Genomic DNA, 17,625 nt, shown 5'->3' on the forward strand with positions numbered 1-17,625 from the left:
AATAAATACCCCCATCCGACTTCAAACATTTTGATACAAAGATACACTTGTTATACCATATCTCTCAGACTTCGTTTTTGCAAGTGATAAAACTTGGTCTGGCAATGTTACTTCATAGCTATGCTCGCACACAACGACACCATCCGTTGACAACAAAGACTGCTCATGAATTACCTTTAGAATAGATTCTAATTTTTGTTTTTTATAAGGCGGATCCAGAAATATGATCCGAAACTTCAGCCCGCGTTTGCTGACAGCTTTTAACGCTTGATCAGCGCTGGTGCGATATACTTCAGAACAGTCGTTTAACTTTAAATTTTCTAAATTCTCTCGAATCGTTTGAATCGCTTTCATATCTTTATCAATAAAAATAGAGCATTCTATCCCTCTTGATAAAGCTTCTATTCCAAGACTGCCGCTGCCGGCAAACAAATCTAAAGCAAGTCCCCCTTCAAAATATGGTCCGATCATGTTAAATATTGCTTCTTTTACTTTATCTGTCGTCGGTCTTGTCGTCTTTCCAGGAACCGATTTTAATGCTCGTCCTTTTAATGCACCGGAAACCACTCTCATACCATTCACCACAACTTGACAAAATTCCTTTTGGCTCGGAATAATATTAACATAGAAAATGTAAGATCATCAATTAAATTTGACAGCTGTTTTTTTTGCAGAAGCGAGTATAATTTTTTGCCAATTGACCATAATGAAAGTGACAACATCAGTTGTGATGGTGTTGTTGCCAACCGCGGAGAAGACTTACGTTTCCCCATAAGTTCTTCCTCCGGTTTCTCCTCTCCCTTTCCCTTCTGCTTTGAAGATTTTGCTTCAAAGCTAGGAAGGATCCTGCAGATCCAATCTGCAGGCTTTTTTTTATTCTTTCAATTCTTCCATTTTCATGATACATTTATTTACGGACAAAAGCGCAATACATTTAGCTTATGAATTTAGCAACCAAATACCCATTGGAGGAAGGATAAAAATGATCCAGCGATTTATTGAACTAGGAGAAGGATATTCAGATATATACGAATTATTGGAAATCGCAAAAAGAAATCAAGACCGGATTTCGCACTTTCTAGTCCTTTATACAGTAAAAAATGGAAAAGAGGTTTGTTCGTTCGTCATTGTGTTAAAACCGACGGAGATAGGTGATTTCCAGCCTCTTTATATTTGCCGGGAAGGGATCCCAAATCCGCAGAAAAAAACGAACAAACGATTTGAACTTTTTCAACAGGCTGCCGAAACATATGGTCATGAGCTGATCGAGCTTGTTGTAAAGCCTTCAGACCAATTTTCTGATGTTGAATTGTATTACCAGCATTTAATCGGCATATTGCGGATGAACCGATACATACCTTCTTTACAATAGTAGGACAGCCTAAATTCTCGGCTGTCCTATTTATAATCCAATTTTATAATCATATTCTTTTGCTTTATCCACTTTTGATTCAAATTCAATTTTTAAAAGCGGCCTGTAAGAAGGTTCGACCCTTTTTACGAAAGAAAATGATGCAATGGTGTCCATTATTTCGTCTATTTGTTCTCTATCACAATAAAGAACAACATATTTCATTTTTTTTGAAACATAATGAATGTTTCCAAATTTCCGCAAACTTTTTACATATTTTAAAGAATGCAGCCAAACAATAATTCCTTGTCTTTTTTCAAACATCCCGATTCTCCTTTTCCTTTGCTTCTAAACCCGTTTAAGCTGAACAGCCGCATGCTCCGCCTGATGCGCATCCACAGCTAGGCATCATTTCAAAATAAGGGTTTCCAGTCGGAACTTTAATGGCTGTTGAAACAGCTCGTCCGATATACATGCTGATTTCATCGAGAAGTTTTTGAATTTCTTTTTCCGCTTTTTTAAATGCAGCGACTTTATCATTTAAATCAAGTTCTCTTTTAATTTCCCTCATTTCGCTTTTAATTCGATTATAATCAGGATGATATTTGCCAAATCTCATGACATCTTCGTATTGCTCTTTTATTTTGACAAATTTTTGAATGATTGTTTGAGCTTCTTGATCATTTTGCAAATTATATAATGAACGCCGATATTCGATCGCAAGTTCTGATTCTGTTATCATTTTTGCTAAAGCTTCCGCTTCATCTAAAAGCAGAACGCTTTCCATTGACGTAACCATTAAGATCACACCTCCAATATTGATTGTAGCACGAACATCATCTTATTTACAACGCCTGCGTTTCTCATATATTTACAATCCATTCTTTTTTCAATTGATAGCTGGTTGAATCATTATATACTAATTCCAGGTTGATTGTGTGCCGCCCTTTAGACAATCCTTTTATAATAAATGCAGCAGAATAAATATCACTTTTTTTCTTTCCATCAATATATAATACGATATGACCTTCTCCTTCTTTTTTCGTGTTCCGTTCACCGTTAAATGTAAAATCAGGCACATAGCATTCTACATAAACGTTGTTTCCTTCTACATGATGACGAACTTGAAATTTTCTTATTTGGCTGTTCATCGTTTCAATGGCATTTCTGTCGGATTCATGAATTTCTGTCGGAACGATGCTGTCTTTTTTATTTCCTTCCGGTACCGGTTTTTCTGGGGAACAAGCCGCCATAACCGTGAGAAGCGTCAGCATTGCGAGCCATTTCATTTGCATAATCATTGATGCCTCCTTTTTCATATATTTTCAACACTTTATGTAAAAACATGTGCTTAAAAATAAAAAAGACGCTGACGCGTCATTCACAAATTCGGAAGCTGCTGAATGCGGAATACAAACAAAAACCCGTTTTTTTCATTCCATTAGGAAAAATGATTACTTTCGTACAAACACATTTGAACCGTTAATTTTCGCGAAATGCTTGCAGCATCGCCAGCATCATCGACATCATTTGAATAGAATTCGAAAATTTTTCTATTTTATGCGGCAGAGTTAGATAATAGTCATTTGCCATGCTAATTTCCATTTTCTCAAGAAATTCAGGATGTCTAGTCAAGGTGCGGTACCAATATGGCTTTTCGCGAATGTATTGCTTTAAAAGGGGATTTTGTTGAATATATAAATACAAGTCCTTTCTCATCGTTATTAATCCTTTCTAAACGATAAGGGATGCGAATGATTCGGATCTGATTTGCGGCTGCTCTCGATCTCTTTTAAAAGATTTTGAATGTTTGAAATCGCATCATTCATTTTATATAAATGTTCGTTTACCGTCTCCACATCTAAATGCTGAAAAGTTTTTAAAATATTTTTCAGAAAGTCACCTTGTTGATGTTTACGGCTTTTCATACTGTTTGATCGGTATTTATTCCACAAAGGATCTTCCTCACCTAAAAGCTGCCAATCTTCATAAATCTCCTTCCATGTTTTCTTTTCTTTGCGGACTTCTTCTATTAATTTTGGATGTTTTTTAATAAATTGTTTAAACAATTCGAGTTTTGATAACGATTTTGTTTTCATGCGATCACCTCATAAACGTTTTTCTTATATTTAATATATCGATAACGGAAAAATTGGTGATAAAATGAAAAAGCGAGCCTCTTCATTTGGCCCGCTTTGCAATAAAATTTTGCGTATAAAATTTTTCATACACTCCGACCCCTATATGTGTGAACCGTTCATCAAGAAGCGTTTTTCGGTGTCCTTCACTATTCAGCCAGCCTTCGACCACGTCAATTCCATCCATATATCCATGCGCAATATTTTCACCAGCCATTTCAAAATGAACCCCAGCCGATGTCAAACGATCGGAAAGAGAGCCTCTCTCAGGCGACACATGAGAAAAATATCCTTTTTCACTCATTTCCTTGCTGTGAGAATAAGCGACTTTCGCTGTGCTTTCTTCCTGCTTAAGAGGACTTAAACCATTTATTGTTCGAATTACATTTGTTATGTCAACAATTTGTTGTTCTTCCCCGTATTCAATTTTCCGCTGCTCTTCCTCTGTTATAGGCTCTGCCTCTAAAAGCTCGCCTCTATATACAACTTCATATGGACGCTGTTTTACTAATGTTTGAACATCAAAAGCTCTAATGCTCGATAACGTTCCAGTGAATTTATCCATATACAACTGAACATAAAGATCATCATTCAAACGGACTGTCGGCCTGACATTCAGATCATCCTCCGACAGCTCGAACCGGTATGAGTTTAAACCAATATCTGCTGTGACATATGAATTGGGAGCGACAATATGAAATACTTGGGTAGACGGCTGGCCGATTTGAAACGGATCTACATTTACTTCTTTTCCAATAGCAAAAACTGTAACGACCTTTCCGTTTAAAACACCGAATTGCTTGTATTGCTGCAAATCATCTCGGTATATCCACCATTCATAATCATATCTTGATGGATCAATCCGATCAGGTTTGCCAAAAGTTTTTAGTACTTCTTTGGAAGATCTCCCGACAAATGAGATAACTCCTTCCCCCACTTTTATTTCTTTGTCCGTTTTCTCTTGAAAATTTTGCTGTTCCGGAGGCAGTACTGGTTCCTTTTGAAAGGTGACATATACGATATATGTTAATGTAATAATTACAAATATCAATATAATTCTTGTAACTCTTTTCAGTTCAATTCCCCTCTTCTTTCTTTGTTTCTTATATATTCTGTTTTAAGTCATTTTAATCAAAAATGGGGAAATTTTGCAAACATTTCATGAAAAATTCACTTCTTTCATTTAAATGGTGTAGTTTTTGTCTTCTCATCATGTAAAACAACGTTCTGTTATAATGCCAACAACCTTTCCATCCTCAACAACCGGCAAATGATGAATATGATGAGCTGCAAGCATCTCAGCTGCGTCTTCTGCTGATGCATCAGGAGTGATCGTAACAACATCGTCGTTCATTACATCCGTAATTTTCGTAGAACCAGGACGTTTTTCTGCAATTCCTTTTGTCACAAGATCACGATCGGTTATGATTCCTGCTAATTGATCATTTTCAACGATTAAAACGGCATCAGCATTTGACTCTTTCATTTTCACAGCCGCTTCAAACACATTATCTAACGGTGTGCAAAAAATACAATTTGTTGACATAATTTCCTTTACCTTTTTCAATGAGGACACCTCTTATGCTTTTTGATCTATTATGGGAAATTTCGATTTTCTTTATTCGCTCTCCATTTGAATACCGAATTTTATTTGAACATTGTGTAAATGCTATATATATAACATTGCATGTTTTAATTATTCATACTATTATTAAACAGTAGAGAGAAATCAATTTTTTGTTCGAAGCGCTTAGGAGGGAAATACATATGAAATTTGAACAAATCGGCCTGGAAGGGCTGACGGTGGAATTGTCTCACCTTAAGGATGCGTTGTCAGAATTAGGTTTTATCCTTGCCGGCCAATGGGATTATGACCGTGTGACGTTTGACAAGAAATTTGAGCATAAGGGCGATGTTTTTTATTTAAGAGTACAAGGATATTGTATTGAAGGCGATGTGGGAGGCCGCTACGCACTTATTAAATTGCTAACTCCAATATTAGGGAAACATTATTATCCTCATGGTGTCGAATATGGAGAGGATGAACATTTTCCAGCTGTCATCGTTGAGTCGAGCGAAAAACTGTTAAAGCGGGCAAAAGAAGCGATTGAAAGCTTAACTGTTTGAAAAACTGCAGGCAAATAACCTGCAGTTTTTTTTTTATTTATTTGGTTCAGGAGACAAATTTTGCACATCGATGTCGTCTTTTTCTCTTTCTTTTTTCGCCCATTCAAAAAATACATGAGCTAAAAATGTTCCGTACACAAGCTCTTGGATCACTTTCATAATAATGCCGCCAAGCTGCTGATCCTCAAGCAGCGGCATTCCGCTAAACATTTGCGGGCCTGACAAAGACAACCCAGCCAACGTATCAGAAGGAACACATAAGCTTAAAGTCTTTACCCACGCCTCCGGATTCGAATATGTTTCAAACAGCGGCGCACCTGCAAAAATGATTAAACCGCAGGCTGGTGTGATTAAAACGCTGTTTCCTAAAATGTAGGCAATTTTTTTCAGACCCCCAATTGGATGCCAATTTGGACTTTTTCCAATCAATGGCCAATACATAAAAAAGGCAAAAACGAAAATAAAAGTAGTAGCCGCCTCATGATAAATATAATTTGATTTTAATGTATCGAAAATAAACGGCACATGATACAAGGAAAAAAATAAATTAAACAAAATCATAGCCAATATCGGTTTAGTAAAAAATTTTACAACAGGTTTTATGACCGGCTTTTCCATAACAGCCTTCCATAACCATTCAGGAACGCCGATAATCAAAAGCGGTGCTACGATTAAAAACAAAATTGCCATTGAAGCCATATGCCCTGTAAATGTAATGTGCCCCAGCAAATCAAGCGGGCTTCCTTTGCTGACATAAAGGAGAACGATTGCCAATATAAACACTAATTTTTGTTTTAGGCTGACCGGTTCAGAATTTTTAAAATAGTGACGAAGCGAATCGGTTAATAATAAGTAAAGCACAATTAAAATAACACAAAATATAAAAAACAGCGGACTCCACATAGCGCGAAAGCCAAATATATCTAAACTCAACTGAATCAATCCTTTCAATCATCGATCTAGTCGATTCCATTTCATTATACATGCTTTCCTTTTCTTTTTTCAATGAACGTTCTATGAATTTACATTTCTTTCAGCAAGCAGATTTATATTGCCTTTAAATCGAGTAGGAGGGGGTGACTAACCCCCGACCTCTCACACCACCGTACGTACGGTTCCGTATACGGCGGTTCAATTAAGATAATTGACGCAAGTCTTTATAACTTCCGTGAATAGCTGTTCTCTTTATGCCAGTGGTCACTCCACCCTCCAAGAGATCTCCCACGGGATTCACCGCTTCCTCCCTCAAGTGAGGTACTACGTTTTCTGTGTTCATCATGACTCACTGAATGCCAAGGGCTATTCTCTCTTAATTGTTCGGTCCTTCTTAGTTGTTCTAGACCAACTAATACTATGACCTCTGCTGACTTCTGACTGTTCAGCTATCTATCACTAGATAGGTTACCAAGGTTACTTGGCGTGCCAGCCAGACCTCCCCGGGTAAGAGTGTAATCTTTCCTTCCATCCATCTGCTTCATTTACTCTGTATCACCTTCGGCAGAAAGGGCTTTGTTTTGTCTTGCAAACTCACCCAGTGATACCTAGCCTCATATGAAGTTCGTGTTCCGAGAGACCTTAAAGTTTGCCGCTCGCTTCCTTCAGATTCCGCGTCACCACGGACACCCTTGCGTTAAGCTAACTGCTACTTCTGCCTTCGCAGCTCGGGACTTTCACCCTATAGATTACACCCATGCCGGGCGCACAAAAAGAAGCAACCAGTTAAAACTGATTGCTTCCATAAAGAGTATTTTACCACCAGACAATTGTCATAAAGGCAAGAACCGTCAGAAATGTGACAAAAATACCTGACCATATGAAAAACTGTGGTCCTTCATGTCCTTTATGATTCATATGCATGAAATAATACAGCTGGAAAATGACTTGAATGCATGCAAGCAGTACAATAAATGGAACTTTCAACCATTCATCGATTCCATCATATCCTACTGTAATAAAAGCTACAATCGTTAAAAAGATCATTAACGCAAATGAAACGACTTGGTGCTTCATTTCTTCCGCATTTTTTTTACGGCGAAACGCTAAATCAACTTTTGGGTTACGAGAATTTTCACTCACCATCGTTATCCCACCATTCCCATTAAGTATACAACTGTGAATATAAATACCCAAACAACGTCGATAAAGTGCCAATAAAGGCTTGCGACGTAATATTTAGGAGCGTTGTATAAGTTTAATCCGCGTTTTGCATTTCGAATCATCAGCGTTGTGATCCAGAGAAGCCCAAAGGCAACGTGTGCACCGTGTGTTCCTACCAATGTGTAAAAGGCTGAACCAAGCGCACTGCTTGTCAACTTAAATTCATATTCATGCATATAATGGTTAAATTCATAAATTTCCAAAATTAAGAATGCAAGACCTAATAAAACGGTGACACCAAACCAGAACTGCATTTTACCAAATTGAAAGTTTTTCATATGATAAATTGCATAGACGCTTGTCAAACTGCTTGTTAATAAAAGCATTGTCGCTACAAATACTAATTTGATGTCAAAGAGCTCCTGCGTTGAGGGACCACCAGCGGTGGAATCTCTCAACGCTAGAAACGTAGCAAACAACGTGGCAAACAATACTGTTTCGCCGCCTAAGAAAACCCAAAAACCTAAAAACTTATTTTTCCCTTCGAGGGTGGCCTTTTCTGGCTGCTCAGGAAACGTTTCAGCCGTTAATTTTTCTTCTACTTGCATTATGCCCGAACCCCCCCATTATCATCTTTTAAAAGATCCTCTTTATGAATATGGTATCCGTGGTCATCAATAACCGAGCGTAAAAACATCGTACCGAACGTAATGATAAAGCCGATAATCGCAACCGGCACACCCCACGAATAGTCATTGTGGTACATGATGCCGAAAGCGGCAATGAATAAGCCTAATGAAATAAAAAACGGCAAGATTGAAGAGTTCGGCATATGAATATCACTTAGCGGTTCAGCAGGTGTTAAGCCTTTTTTGCCCTCCATTTTTTCAATCCATAAAGGATCTAATCCGCGAACAAGCGGAGTTTGTTTAAAGTTGTATTCAGGTGGAGGTGATGCGACTGCCCACTCTAGTGAACGTCCATCTTCCCAAGGATCTGCACCTACTTTTTCTCCCTTCACAGAAGTAACCACAACATTGATCAAGAGAACGACTACTGCTACCCCCATCAGAACCGCACCTATTGTACTGATCAAGTTTCCAGTGTCAAAGCCTTGGCCTGATAAGAATGTGAACACGCGGCGCGGCATTCCCATTAAACCAAGGAAATGCTGGATAAAGAACGTTAAATGGAAACCGATGAAAAATAATACAAATGTTATTTTACCAAGCGTCTCATTTAACATTTTTCCAAACATTTTTGGCCACCAATAATGGGCAGCAGCCAAAATAGCAAATACAACACCACCAACAATTACGTAGTGGAAGTGTGCAACAACAAAGTAAGTATCGTGGTATTGATAATCGGCTGGAGCAGCAGCGAGCATGACTCCAGTTACACCACCCATAACAAATGATGGAATAAAGCCGACTGCATAAAGCATCGGTGTTGTAAAGCGGATGCTTCCGCCCCACATTGTAAAGAGCCAGTTAAACACTTTAATTCCTGTCGGCACACCAATTGTCATAGTTGCAACTGCAAAAATCGCATTGGCAATCGGACCAAGACCTGTTGTAAACATGTGGTGCGCCCACACCATGAATCCTAAAAATCCGATCAACACTGTTGCAAACACCATTGATGTGTACCCAAACAATCTTTTCCGAGCAAAAGTTGGAATAATTTCTGAAAAAATTCCGAATGCCGGCAAAACTAAAATATAAACTTCAGGATGTCCAAAAATCCAGAAAATATGTTCATAAATGATCGTATTCCCGCCTAAAGCCGGATTGAAAAAGTTCCCGCCAAATAAACGGTCAAACATTAAAAGCGCAATTCCAACAGTCAGCGGTGGGAACGCAAACAAAATAAGTCCTGATGCTACAAAAGTAGTCCATGTAAACAATGGCATCCGCATGTATGTCATTCCGGGTGCACGCATATTAATAATCGTAACAAGAAAATTGATCCCGGAAATTAATGTTCCTAATCCGGAAATTTGCAAGCCTAGTATATAAAAGTCTACTCCATGTCCAGGAGAATTCAAGGCCACTGAAGCGTATGCCGTCCAGCCAGCATCAGGTGCCCCGCCTAAAAACCAGCTTAAATTTAAGAAAACACCGCCAAAGAAAAACAACCAAAAGCCTAAAGAATTCAAAAACGGAAACGCAACGTCACGAGCCCCAATTTGGAGTGGAACAACTGCGTTCATATATGCAAACAATAACGGCGTAGCTGCTAAAAATATCATCGTTGTACCGTGCATTGTCATCAATTCGTTAAACGTACCTGCACTGACAAAGTCATTTTCTGGGATGGCCAATTGAATACGCATCAAAAGCGCTTCAATTCCACCAATTACAAAAAAGAGTCCTCCAGCGATTAAATAAAGGATGGCAATCTTTTTATGGTCAACAGTTGTCAAATAGTCCCAAACCGTTGGCCAGAACCCTTTTTTCCGAGCTAACGTACTCACGATGTAACCTCCCTTTTATAATTAGTGAGCATTACTTTTCAACTGATAGGCTTTGTAAATAATCTGTTAATGCTTGAAGTTCTTCTTCAGTCAACTTACCGTATGTGCCTGTCATTGTGTTGCCAGGTTTATATTTTTCAGGATCTTTCAACCAGTTTTTAATATTTTCTTCATTGTGCTCCAAGATGCCGGCTACTCGTTCACGATCAGCAAAGTTAGCTAAGTTAGGTGCCGTGCGTGCTTGTTCAGGTCGGTTATCAGCTGGTGATACTGCATGGCAGCCGATACAGCCTTTATCTTTGAACACTTGTTCTCCCTGTTTTGCAGACGCTGTTTGAGCAACAGTTTCAGCTTTGAAATTTTTCATTTTATTAATCCAAGAATTAAATTCATCTCGGGAAACCGCCTTCACTTTAAAGTCCATCAACGCGTGAGATGGTCCGCATAATTCAGCACATTTCCCGTAAAAAATGTTTCCAGCTTCCTTTGCACGTTTTGAATCAATTTTTAACCAGAACTGGTTCTCATTATCTGTGTTTGTATCGATTTTACCACCAACTGGAGGAATCCAGAATGAGTGCTTCACATCTGATGCTTTTAAGTTAAAATAAACTTTTTCATCAGTCGGCAAGACTAAATCTTGGCTTGTAATGACTCCATAGCCAGGATATTCAAATTCCCACCAATACAAACTTGCTCTTACATTGACAACAAGAGGATCTTTTCCTCCATTTTTATCATCTGCCAACGCTTTTTTCATTGGATCGGTATCCGCCAAATGAAAGGTGGAAGCAACTACCGGAACTGCCAATACAATCAGCAATAATATAGGAATAACAGTCCAAATGATTTCAAGCTTATGGCTTCCTTCCACTTGTACCGGAATTTTATCGCTTCCTTTCCGGCGGAATTTCATTAAGACATAAATAAAAATAATCGTTACGACTGCAACAACAATCACCATGATTGCCGTACTCAACATCATGAGCGAAAATTGTTCATCGGCAACTTCTCCAGCTGGAATCAGCGTGGAAATAAACGGTTCGCCGCAGCCTGACAATACGAGCGTCATGACTGAAAGTAGTAACAAAAGACGCCATTTCAGCTTTTTCATCGCTAAATCAAACCCCTCTTTCTTTGTTAAATCCTGTTCATAAAGAAAAAATGAAGAATTCCTTCTATGAATAAATTCTTATCTAGAAAGAATTACTACCGAACGTTAAATTATTGAAAAGGCAACCATAGCCACAAACAAAATGGTTAAATAGTTAATTGAATAGATAAACATCCACTTAGACCATTTTAAATCATTTTTCATTTTCAGTCCAATTAATGACAAAATCAACCAAATAATGTTCAATACAGTAGCCAAAACGATGAAGCCAATGCCTAAGCTAAACAAATAAAAAGGAAGGGGCAGCAAGCAGGCAACCCAAACAATGATTTGTCTTTTCGTCACCTCAAAGCCATGAACAACTGGAAGCATCGGAATTCCAGCTTTACGGTATTCTTCCGAACGCTTCATCGCAAGTGCCAAGAAATGAGGCGGCTGCCAAATAAACATGATTAGAAATAAAATCCATGCAATGATATTTAAATCTTCAACTGCAGCCCATCCAATCAGCGGCGGAACAGCTCCAGCGATGCTGCCGACTACCGTATTGATCGTATATTGGCGTTTTGTCCACATCGTGTATAGCACTATGTAGGAAAACACGCCTAACAAACCAATGACGGCTGCGGAAACAGAAACCATTAGAAGCAAAATCGTTCCAATGGAAATGAAGCCGGTCCCCAGCAGCAATACTTGAAACGAGCTTATACGGCCCGTTACGGTTGGGCGTAATCTTGTTCTTTCCATTACATGGTCAATATCTCTGTCATAAAAATTGTTGATTGCGCAAGATCCAGCAATAATAGCTGCTGTTCCAAGCAATGTAAACACAACAATATCAATATTTTCAAGAAAACTTTTACCGCTGAAATATAATGCCAACCATATTCCGGTAAAAGTGGTGATTAAATTGGAGTTGACGATTCCGATTTTAATTAATGATAAAAAATCTTTCCAAGCGGAAGTTACCACTTCTATTTCTTGCCGATCGTTTAAAACAACTTCGCCCCTTGTATTACCCAAATTGAATGACCTCCTCTGGGACGGCCTCCTATCTGAGACCATTTAGCGTTTGCCTCTATCATATAAAAAAAACACGAGACAAAAAAGCATTCATATAGTATTAAACCATAATTCGTCAATTTTTTGTGTACATTTCGCGAATAAAGTTTGTCGAAATTGTGAAGCGGTTAAAAATAAAATATTTTCCGATTATAATAATAGTTGGTCGAACGTTTCGGCAAAATGCCTTCCCCATAATATTTCTAGCAAACTCCTTTTGAATATTCAAGCTTTTTCTGATTCTACAAGAAACTATTTGTTTCGAAGTTTGATGTTTCTATACCCATTATGGAGTTTCTTTCGGCTTTTTAAACTTATTAAAGATGTTAGAAGGTGAATGAGACATGCACTATTTATTAAAGTGGCTTGGCGTCGTGACAACAATCGTCATGCTATTCGTTTTAATTGGCGGAGCACTCGTAACAAAAACAGGATCATCTCAAGGATGCGGCCGGTCTTGGCCGCTTTGCCACGGAAAAGTTCTTCCAGACCCTTTGACATTAGAAACAATCATTGAACTTTCACACCGACTTGTGAGCGGAATTGCAGGAATCCTTGTTTTATGTCTTGTTATTTGGGCTTGGAAAGCGATCGGGCATAAAAAAGAAACAAAGCTGCTTTGTTTTCTGGCCATCTTTTTTATTGTTTTGCAGGCGCTAATCGGTGCTGCAGCTGTCGTATGGGGGCAATCCGATGCCGTTCTTGCACTTCATTTTGGAATTTCCCTCATTTCATTTGCAGCTGTTTTGCTGCTTACTCTGCTGATTTTTGAAGTTGATAAAAAATTTGACGCAGATAATGCTGTCATTGGGAAAAAAATGCGATTTCATATTTATGGCATTATTACTTACAGTTATATTGTCATTTACACAGGTGCATATGTTCGGCATAAAGGCGCAAGTCTAGCTTGTCCAAGCATTCCTTTTTGCAGCGAAAATCGCTTGTTCCCGCAAACCGTCCATGAATGGGTGCAAATGGGCCACCGCTTTGCAGCAGGCTTGCTGTTTATTTGGATTGCGGTTGCCACTATTCATGCGATAAAACATTATAAAGATCAAAAAGTGATGTATTGGGGTTGGATTATAGCTTTCATTCTCATTCTTCTCCAAGCATTATCCGGCATATCCGTGATCTTGTCTGATTTAAATCTTTATCTTGCCTTGGCACATGCTTTATTTATTTCCTGCTTGTTCGGGCTGTTGTGCTATTTTGTTCTTCTTGCAGGCCGGGCAAAAGCTTCGAATGATTAAACCTTTAGAATTGATGATGGCGGAAATCGGCGAAAGAGCTGATATCCGCCATCTTTTATTTTTTTTTAAGAATGTGGGATGTCATTTTAAAAATCGAAACAATTTTTCCCTGATTGACGATGGAAAGTTTTCCAAACGAATCTTTTAATCAAGACTGTAAATGTCTTTATATTTCTTTTCTAAATACTGAATAAAATATGCCGGATTCAACGATTCGCCAGTCGCATCCTTTAATATTTCCAGCGGTTTTTTCATTTTGCCATATAGATGAACATGTTTTGTCAGCCAGTTTTGAATTTGCTGAAATTCTCCGTTTTCAATAAGTTCTTCAACATTCGAAAGATCCTGCTCCATTTTTTGCATCAATTGCGTTGCATACATATATCCTAAAGCATATGAAGGGAAATAGCCAAAGCTTCCTCCCGCCCAATGAACATCTTGAAGCACCCCGTTTCCATCATGATCTGGAGCAATACCTAAATATTCGCTATATTTATCATTCCAAACTTTTGGAAGATCAGACACATCCAAATTTCCTTCAAACAGCAATTTTTCTATTTCATAGCGTACAATGATATGAAGACAATATGTCAATTCATCTGCTTCAATACGGATCAGCGATGGTTTAACTTCATTGATCGCTCTGTAAAAATCATTTAAAGAAACCCCAGTAAATTGGTTTGGAGCATACGTTTTAAGTTGGTTGTAATATCGCTTCCAGAAATGATAGTTTCGCCCAATTAAATTTTCATAAAATAATGATTGAGATTCATGAATCCCCATTGAAGCGCCGTCAGCAAGAGGAGTTCCTTCCAGTTCTTCATTTATGTTTTGCTCATAAATCGCATGTCCGGCTTCATGAATGGTTCCGAAAACGGCCGTTCGAAAATCTGTTTCATCATACTTTGTTGTAATTCGAACATCGCCCCGGTTCATTCGAATTTCAAAAGGATGGACGGTTTCATCAAGGCGGCCGGCATCAAAATTGTAGCCTATTTCCTTTAAAATATATTCGGAAAACTTTCGCTGTTTTTCTTTCGGAAACGGTTTGTGCAAAAACGAAACGTCGATTTTTTTTGATGATTGTACAATTTGTTGTACTAATGGGACGATATGTTTTTTAAGCTCTGCAAAAACCTTGTCAAGCGTCTCCACAGTTATTCCTGGTTCATACAAATGAAGGAGCGTATTATATTTATGTCCCTTATAGCCCCAATAGGAAATAAACTTTTTATTGAATTCTATTAATTTTTCTAAATACGGAGCAAACTGATTGAAATCTGCATTTGCTTTCGCTTCTTCCCAAACTGATTCGCTTTTTGATTGGAGAATGACATATTCTTTATATTCCTCTTTCGGAATCTTAATGTTTTTTTCATACTCCTCTCTGCATTCCTGAAGAGCTTTCTTTGTCACCGAAGAGAGATTGTCATAAACATGTTTTTCTGTTAATTCATCAAGAAACTCTTTCATAGTATCTGAAACGGACATCTGGAACCACTCTTCAGAAAGAATGCCGATTGTTTCAGCTCGCCGCTCCAATCCATTTTTCGGCGCACCCGTCCGTAAATCCCAATACATTAAATTTAATGCTTCTTCATAGCTTTCCATTTTCTTTAAGTAATCGAAAAATTTTTGTTCTTTTTCTTTTAAGCCCATTTTGATCATCCCCTTCTTCCAATTGAAAATATATTTCAGCTCGGTTTGACAGGCAACGCTTTTACGACCTCCGAAACAATATTTTCTCCCTCATCTTTGCTGATAAAAATCGTTACAGTACCATGGTCATCTTTCGTGCGAAGGAGGCGTCCAACCCCTTGCTTCAGCCGCAGTATCATATACGGAAGATCCACTTCATAAAAAGGATCTGTTGCGGATTTTCGTTTCGCATCAAATACAGGATCATCCGGCGGGAATGGTAGCGACCAAATGATCACATGTTCAAGCGACGGTCCTGGAACGTCAAGCCCCTCCCATAAATGCACAGCGCACAAAACGGTTTCCGGATCTCTTTCAAAAGATGCCACTAATTCGCTGATTTCATAATCTCCTTCAAATAAACATGAATGCCAAAAGCTTGGTAAATGTTTTTTTAAGAAAAGCAGCTCCTCTTTCGTTCTGCATAAAATTAACGTGCGCCCTTTGTTTGATTTTATGACAGATTCCGTCCAGTTCAATTTTTCCTCGCTCGTACCTTTTTTTACAAACACTTTCATATTTTTTTCATAGTCAAAAGGAGAGGAAACGGAGAATGATAGATAATCTTTTATACCAAGGCTATTCGCCAAATAAGCAAACGATCCGTTTTGATCCGATAAAGTGGCTGATGAAAAGATATAAGGTATTTTATGAGAAAACACTTTTTCTTTTAAAATATCTTCTATCCTTTGCGGCATGATCACAAAAGAAGATGACGCGACGTTTTGTTCAAGCCAGGTAATTGTGTTGTCAAATTGTAAAAACAAGCGAAAAGAAAATTCCATTTGATCAAGGTATTCTTCCACAATCTTTAAGCTATATTCATCAATGGTATATAGTTCACTTTCAAAAACTAAAGCTTCAGACAGCTGATTCAATCGTTCGTACAAATTTCCGGCCGCTTCTAACAAATCGTCTGTTCTCGTGATTGTCATCCGATTGGAGCCTTCCTTTTGATGTGCACTTTTAAACAGCATATGAAAAAAATGATCGTTCGCTAAAAGCGCTTCTTCGACCATTTCAGCAAGTTGTTCACGAATGTTGTTCTTTAAAATTTTTTCTAAATATGCTGCTAGCGTTTCTTTTTTCACTTGATACGTAAGTGCCTTTTGAGCCGCAAATTCTAATAAATGGCCTTCATCAAACACGACGCAGCTGTGCTCTGGGAGAAGCGGGAGCTGTCCTTCGCGTTTCCGGGATTCTTTCGTCCAAATATGCTCCATATAAAAATCATGGGAGCAAACGATTAAATCCTTCGCCTTCCGATAATAATCGCGGGAAAGAATTAAGCCGCACCGATGTCTTTTGCTGCATGACAAACAGTTTTTAAAAGGATCCCAGCTGATTTTTTCCCACTTTTCATCGGAAAAAAACGGGTATTGCTTCCGGTCTCCATAATGATAGTAAGATTGCAATCCGCTCTGATCATGCACGAATTCAGGGAGAGATTCATAAAGATCAAAAAAGTCCTCATCATCGTCCATTCCAAGCAAATCCTCAAGCTTGTCCAAACATAAATATTGGTTCATCGATTTTGCCAATCGCACATCCACTTTTAGACCTAGAGCTTCTTCAAGCTTTTTTATATCCCCTTGTTTTTTGACAAGCTGTTCAATTAGAGCTTCGTCCGCACAGGCAATGACGGCAGGTCTTCCGGTATATCGCGCATATGCAATCGCATAAAGCAAATAAACAATCGTTTTTCCTGTCCCTACTCCCGCTTCCGCAAACATAACTTTCTTTTCTTTAAAAGCTCTGTCAAGCTGGAAAGCCATAAAAATTTGTTCGTCGCGCAATTCAAAGCCTTTTTCAGGCAAAATATCATACAGAACATCTCCGATCCATTTGTTTAACGCTTCATAAAAGCTTTCATTTTTTGTCAGCGGGAAAGGTAAACCTTGAAACATCATGACTCCAACCTCCGTGATTATTCATAGAGTAAAATTATTTCACTTATTACGCTTAACGTCAATATCTTTTCTGGCAGCGCGCGATTCAATTAGAATCATGTCAACCTCGCTTTTGTAGGAAGCGAGCGGTAAGGTTTGAAGCATAAGCGATTGACTCGGTTGAAACGAAATCATTTAAAAACAGAAAAAACTTCCCATTTTCAGGGAAGCCGTTTCTCTCGAACGGAAAGAGATCCGTGAAAAATAGCCTTTTTCAATTGCCCTTCCGCTTCAAAGATTTGACTGAGCGCTTTTTCTGTTGAACCTCTTTCTACCAACGCAGTATACGTATTCTTTAATGCGCGAGAAATAATCGCATATTCTTCCTTTGTCATAAATCAACCAACCCCGTATAAATTTTAT

At 38.3% G+C, this 17,625-nt stretch carries 20 protein-coding genes; 3 read left to right on the forward strand and 17 right to left on the reverse strand.

Features of this window, described 5'->3' with window-relative positions; genetic code table 11:
* Window positions 1-21: 21 nt before the first annotated feature.
* Window positions 22-573 carry a 16S rRNA (guanine(966)-N(2))-methyltransferase RsmD gene (gene rsmD / locus NSR00_RS06045; RefSeq protein ID WP_066251986.1) on the reverse strand — a complete coding sequence of 184 codons (552 nt, stop codon included), beginning with the start codon at window positions 571-573 and terminating at the stop codon, window positions 22-24.
* Between the two features lie 409 nt (window positions 574-982).
* Here rsmD and NSR00_RS06050 point away from each other — a divergent pair, with 409 nt between their 5' ends.
* Window positions 983-1,372: a DUF7147 family protein gene (locus NSR00_RS06050; protein WP_130156241.1), complete on the forward strand. Its 390-nt coding sequence runs from the start codon at window positions 983-985 to the stop codon at window positions 1,370-1,372.
* 30 nt (window positions 1,373-1,402) lie between these two features.
* On the opposite strand, the gene NSR00_RS06055 is transcribed toward NSR00_RS06050, so the two are convergent.
* The 7 genes from NSR00_RS06055 to NSR00_RS06085 form a co-directional block, all read right to left on the reverse strand.
* Window positions 1,403-1,675: a YlbG family protein gene (locus tag NSR00_RS06055; protein WP_063388517.1), complete on the reverse strand. Its 273-nt coding sequence runs from the start codon at window positions 1,673-1,675 to the stop codon at window positions 1,403-1,405.
* A 34-nt stretch (window positions 1,676-1,709) separates the two neighbouring features.
* Complete coding sequence (locus NSR00_RS06060) at window positions 1,710-2,150, reverse strand: YlbF family regulator (RefSeq protein ID WP_063388518.1); 441 nt, start codon at window positions 2,148-2,150, stop codon at window positions 1,710-1,712.
* A gap of 64 nt (window positions 2,151-2,214) precedes the next feature.
* Window positions 2,215-2,652, reverse strand: coding sequence for a hypothetical protein (locus NSR00_RS06065; RefSeq protein ID WP_063388519.1), 438 nt, complete (start codon window positions 2,650-2,652; stop codon window positions 2,215-2,217).
* Window positions 2,653-2,833: 181 nt separating this feature from the next.
* Complete coding sequence (locus tag NSR00_RS06070; RefSeq protein WP_063388520.1) at window positions 2,834-3,070, reverse strand: YlbE-like family protein; 237 nt, start codon at window positions 3,068-3,070, stop codon at window positions 2,834-2,836.
* Window positions 3,071-3,075: 5 nt separating this feature from the next.
* On the reverse strand, window positions 3,076-3,450 hold the full coding sequence (locus tag NSR00_RS06075) for a YlbD family protein (RefSeq protein ID WP_340787631.1): 375 nt from the start codon (window positions 3,448-3,450) through the stop codon (window positions 3,076-3,078).
* Window positions 3,451-3,532: 82 nt separating this feature from the next.
* Window positions 3,533-4,564, reverse strand: a complete 1,032-nt coding sequence (locus tag NSR00_RS06080) for a CAP domain-containing protein (RefSeq protein WP_340789163.1) — start codon at window positions 4,562-4,564, stop codon at window positions 3,533-3,535.
* A 135-nt stretch (window positions 4,565-4,699) separates the two neighbouring features.
* Entirely contained in the window at window positions 4,700-5,056 is a 357-nt protein-coding gene (locus tag NSR00_RS06085; protein WP_094246106.1) for a CBS domain-containing protein, read from the reverse strand.
* Window positions 5,057-5,256: 200 nt separating this feature from the next.
* On the opposite strand from NSR00_RS06085, the gene NSR00_RS06090 reads away from it, so the two are divergent.
* Complete coding sequence (locus NSR00_RS06090; protein WP_063388524.1) at window positions 5,257-5,616, forward strand: YugN family protein; 360 nt, start codon at window positions 5,257-5,259, stop codon at window positions 5,614-5,616.
* Between the two features lie 33 nt (window positions 5,617-5,649).
* Here the strand turns inward: NSR00_RS06090 and ctaG are convergent, their stop codons facing one another.
* From ctaG to cyoE, 6 genes are all read right to left on the reverse strand, one after another.
* A complete protein-coding gene (ctaG, locus tag NSR00_RS06095) occupies window positions 5,650-6,549 on the reverse strand; it encodes a cytochrome c oxidase assembly factor CtaG (protein WP_063388525.1) in 900 nt (299 codons plus the stop codon).
* Between the two features lie 816 nt (window positions 6,550-7,365).
* On the reverse strand, window positions 7,366-7,695 hold the full coding sequence (gene ctaF, locus NSR00_RS06100; RefSeq protein WP_063388526.1) for a cytochrome c oxidase subunit IVB: 330 nt from the start codon (window positions 7,693-7,695) through the stop codon (window positions 7,366-7,368).
* A 2-nt stretch (window positions 7,696-7,697) separates the two neighbouring features.
* Window positions 7,698-8,321 carry a cytochrome c oxidase subunit III gene (ctaE, locus tag NSR00_RS06105; RefSeq protein WP_340787636.1) on the reverse strand — a complete coding sequence of 208 codons (624 nt, stop codon included), beginning with the start codon at window positions 8,319-8,321 and terminating at the stop codon, window positions 7,698-7,700.
* Window positions 8,321-10,189, reverse strand: coding sequence for a cytochrome c oxidase subunit I (gene ctaD, locus NSR00_RS06110; RefSeq protein ID WP_340787639.1), 1,869 nt, complete (start codon window positions 10,187-10,189; stop codon window positions 8,321-8,323). Before ctaD ends, ctaE begins: the two co-directional genes overlap by 1 nt.
* 31 nt (window positions 10,190-10,220) lie before the next feature.
* Window positions 10,221-11,303, reverse strand: a complete 1,083-nt coding sequence (coxB, locus tag NSR00_RS06115; protein ID WP_340787642.1) for a cytochrome c oxidase subunit II — start codon at window positions 11,301-11,303, stop codon at window positions 10,221-10,223.
* A 105-nt stretch (window positions 11,304-11,408) separates the two neighbouring features.
* Window positions 11,409-12,326, reverse strand: a complete 918-nt coding sequence (gene cyoE, locus NSR00_RS06120) for a heme o synthase (protein WP_445659557.1) — start codon at window positions 12,324-12,326, stop codon at window positions 11,409-11,411.
* A gap of 383 nt (window positions 12,327-12,709) precedes the next feature.
* Here cyoE and NSR00_RS06125 point away from each other — a divergent pair, with 383 nt between their 5' ends.
* On the forward strand, window positions 12,710-13,615 hold the full coding sequence (locus tag NSR00_RS06125) for a COX15/CtaA family protein (protein ID WP_063388531.1): 906 nt from the start codon (window positions 12,710-12,712) through the stop codon (window positions 13,613-13,615).
* A gap of 144 nt (window positions 13,616-13,759) precedes the next feature.
* On the opposite strand, the gene NSR00_RS06130 is transcribed toward NSR00_RS06125, so the two are convergent.
* From NSR00_RS06130 to NSR00_RS06140, 3 genes are all read right to left on the reverse strand, one after another.
* Window positions 13,760-15,283, reverse strand: coding sequence for a carboxypeptidase M32 (locus NSR00_RS06130; RefSeq protein ID WP_340787645.1), 1,524 nt, complete (start codon window positions 15,281-15,283; stop codon window positions 13,760-13,762).
* 26 nt (window positions 15,284-15,309) lie between these two features.
* Entirely contained in the window at window positions 15,310-17,223 is a 1,914-nt protein-coding gene (locus NSR00_RS06135; RefSeq protein WP_445659558.1) for an ATP-dependent DNA helicase, read from the reverse strand.
* 200 nt (window positions 17,224-17,423) lie between these two features.
* Window positions 17,424-17,597, reverse strand: coding sequence for a hypothetical protein (locus NSR00_RS06140; RefSeq protein WP_157728005.1), 174 nt, complete (start codon window positions 17,595-17,597; stop codon window positions 17,424-17,426).
* Window positions 17,598-17,625 lie beyond the last annotated feature (28 nt).

The sequence above is a fragment of the Aeribacillus sp. FSL K6-8394 genome (genome assembly GCF_038008865.1).
Lineage (GTDB): Bacteria > Bacillota > Bacilli > Bacillales > Aeribacillaceae > Aeribacillus > Aeribacillus composti.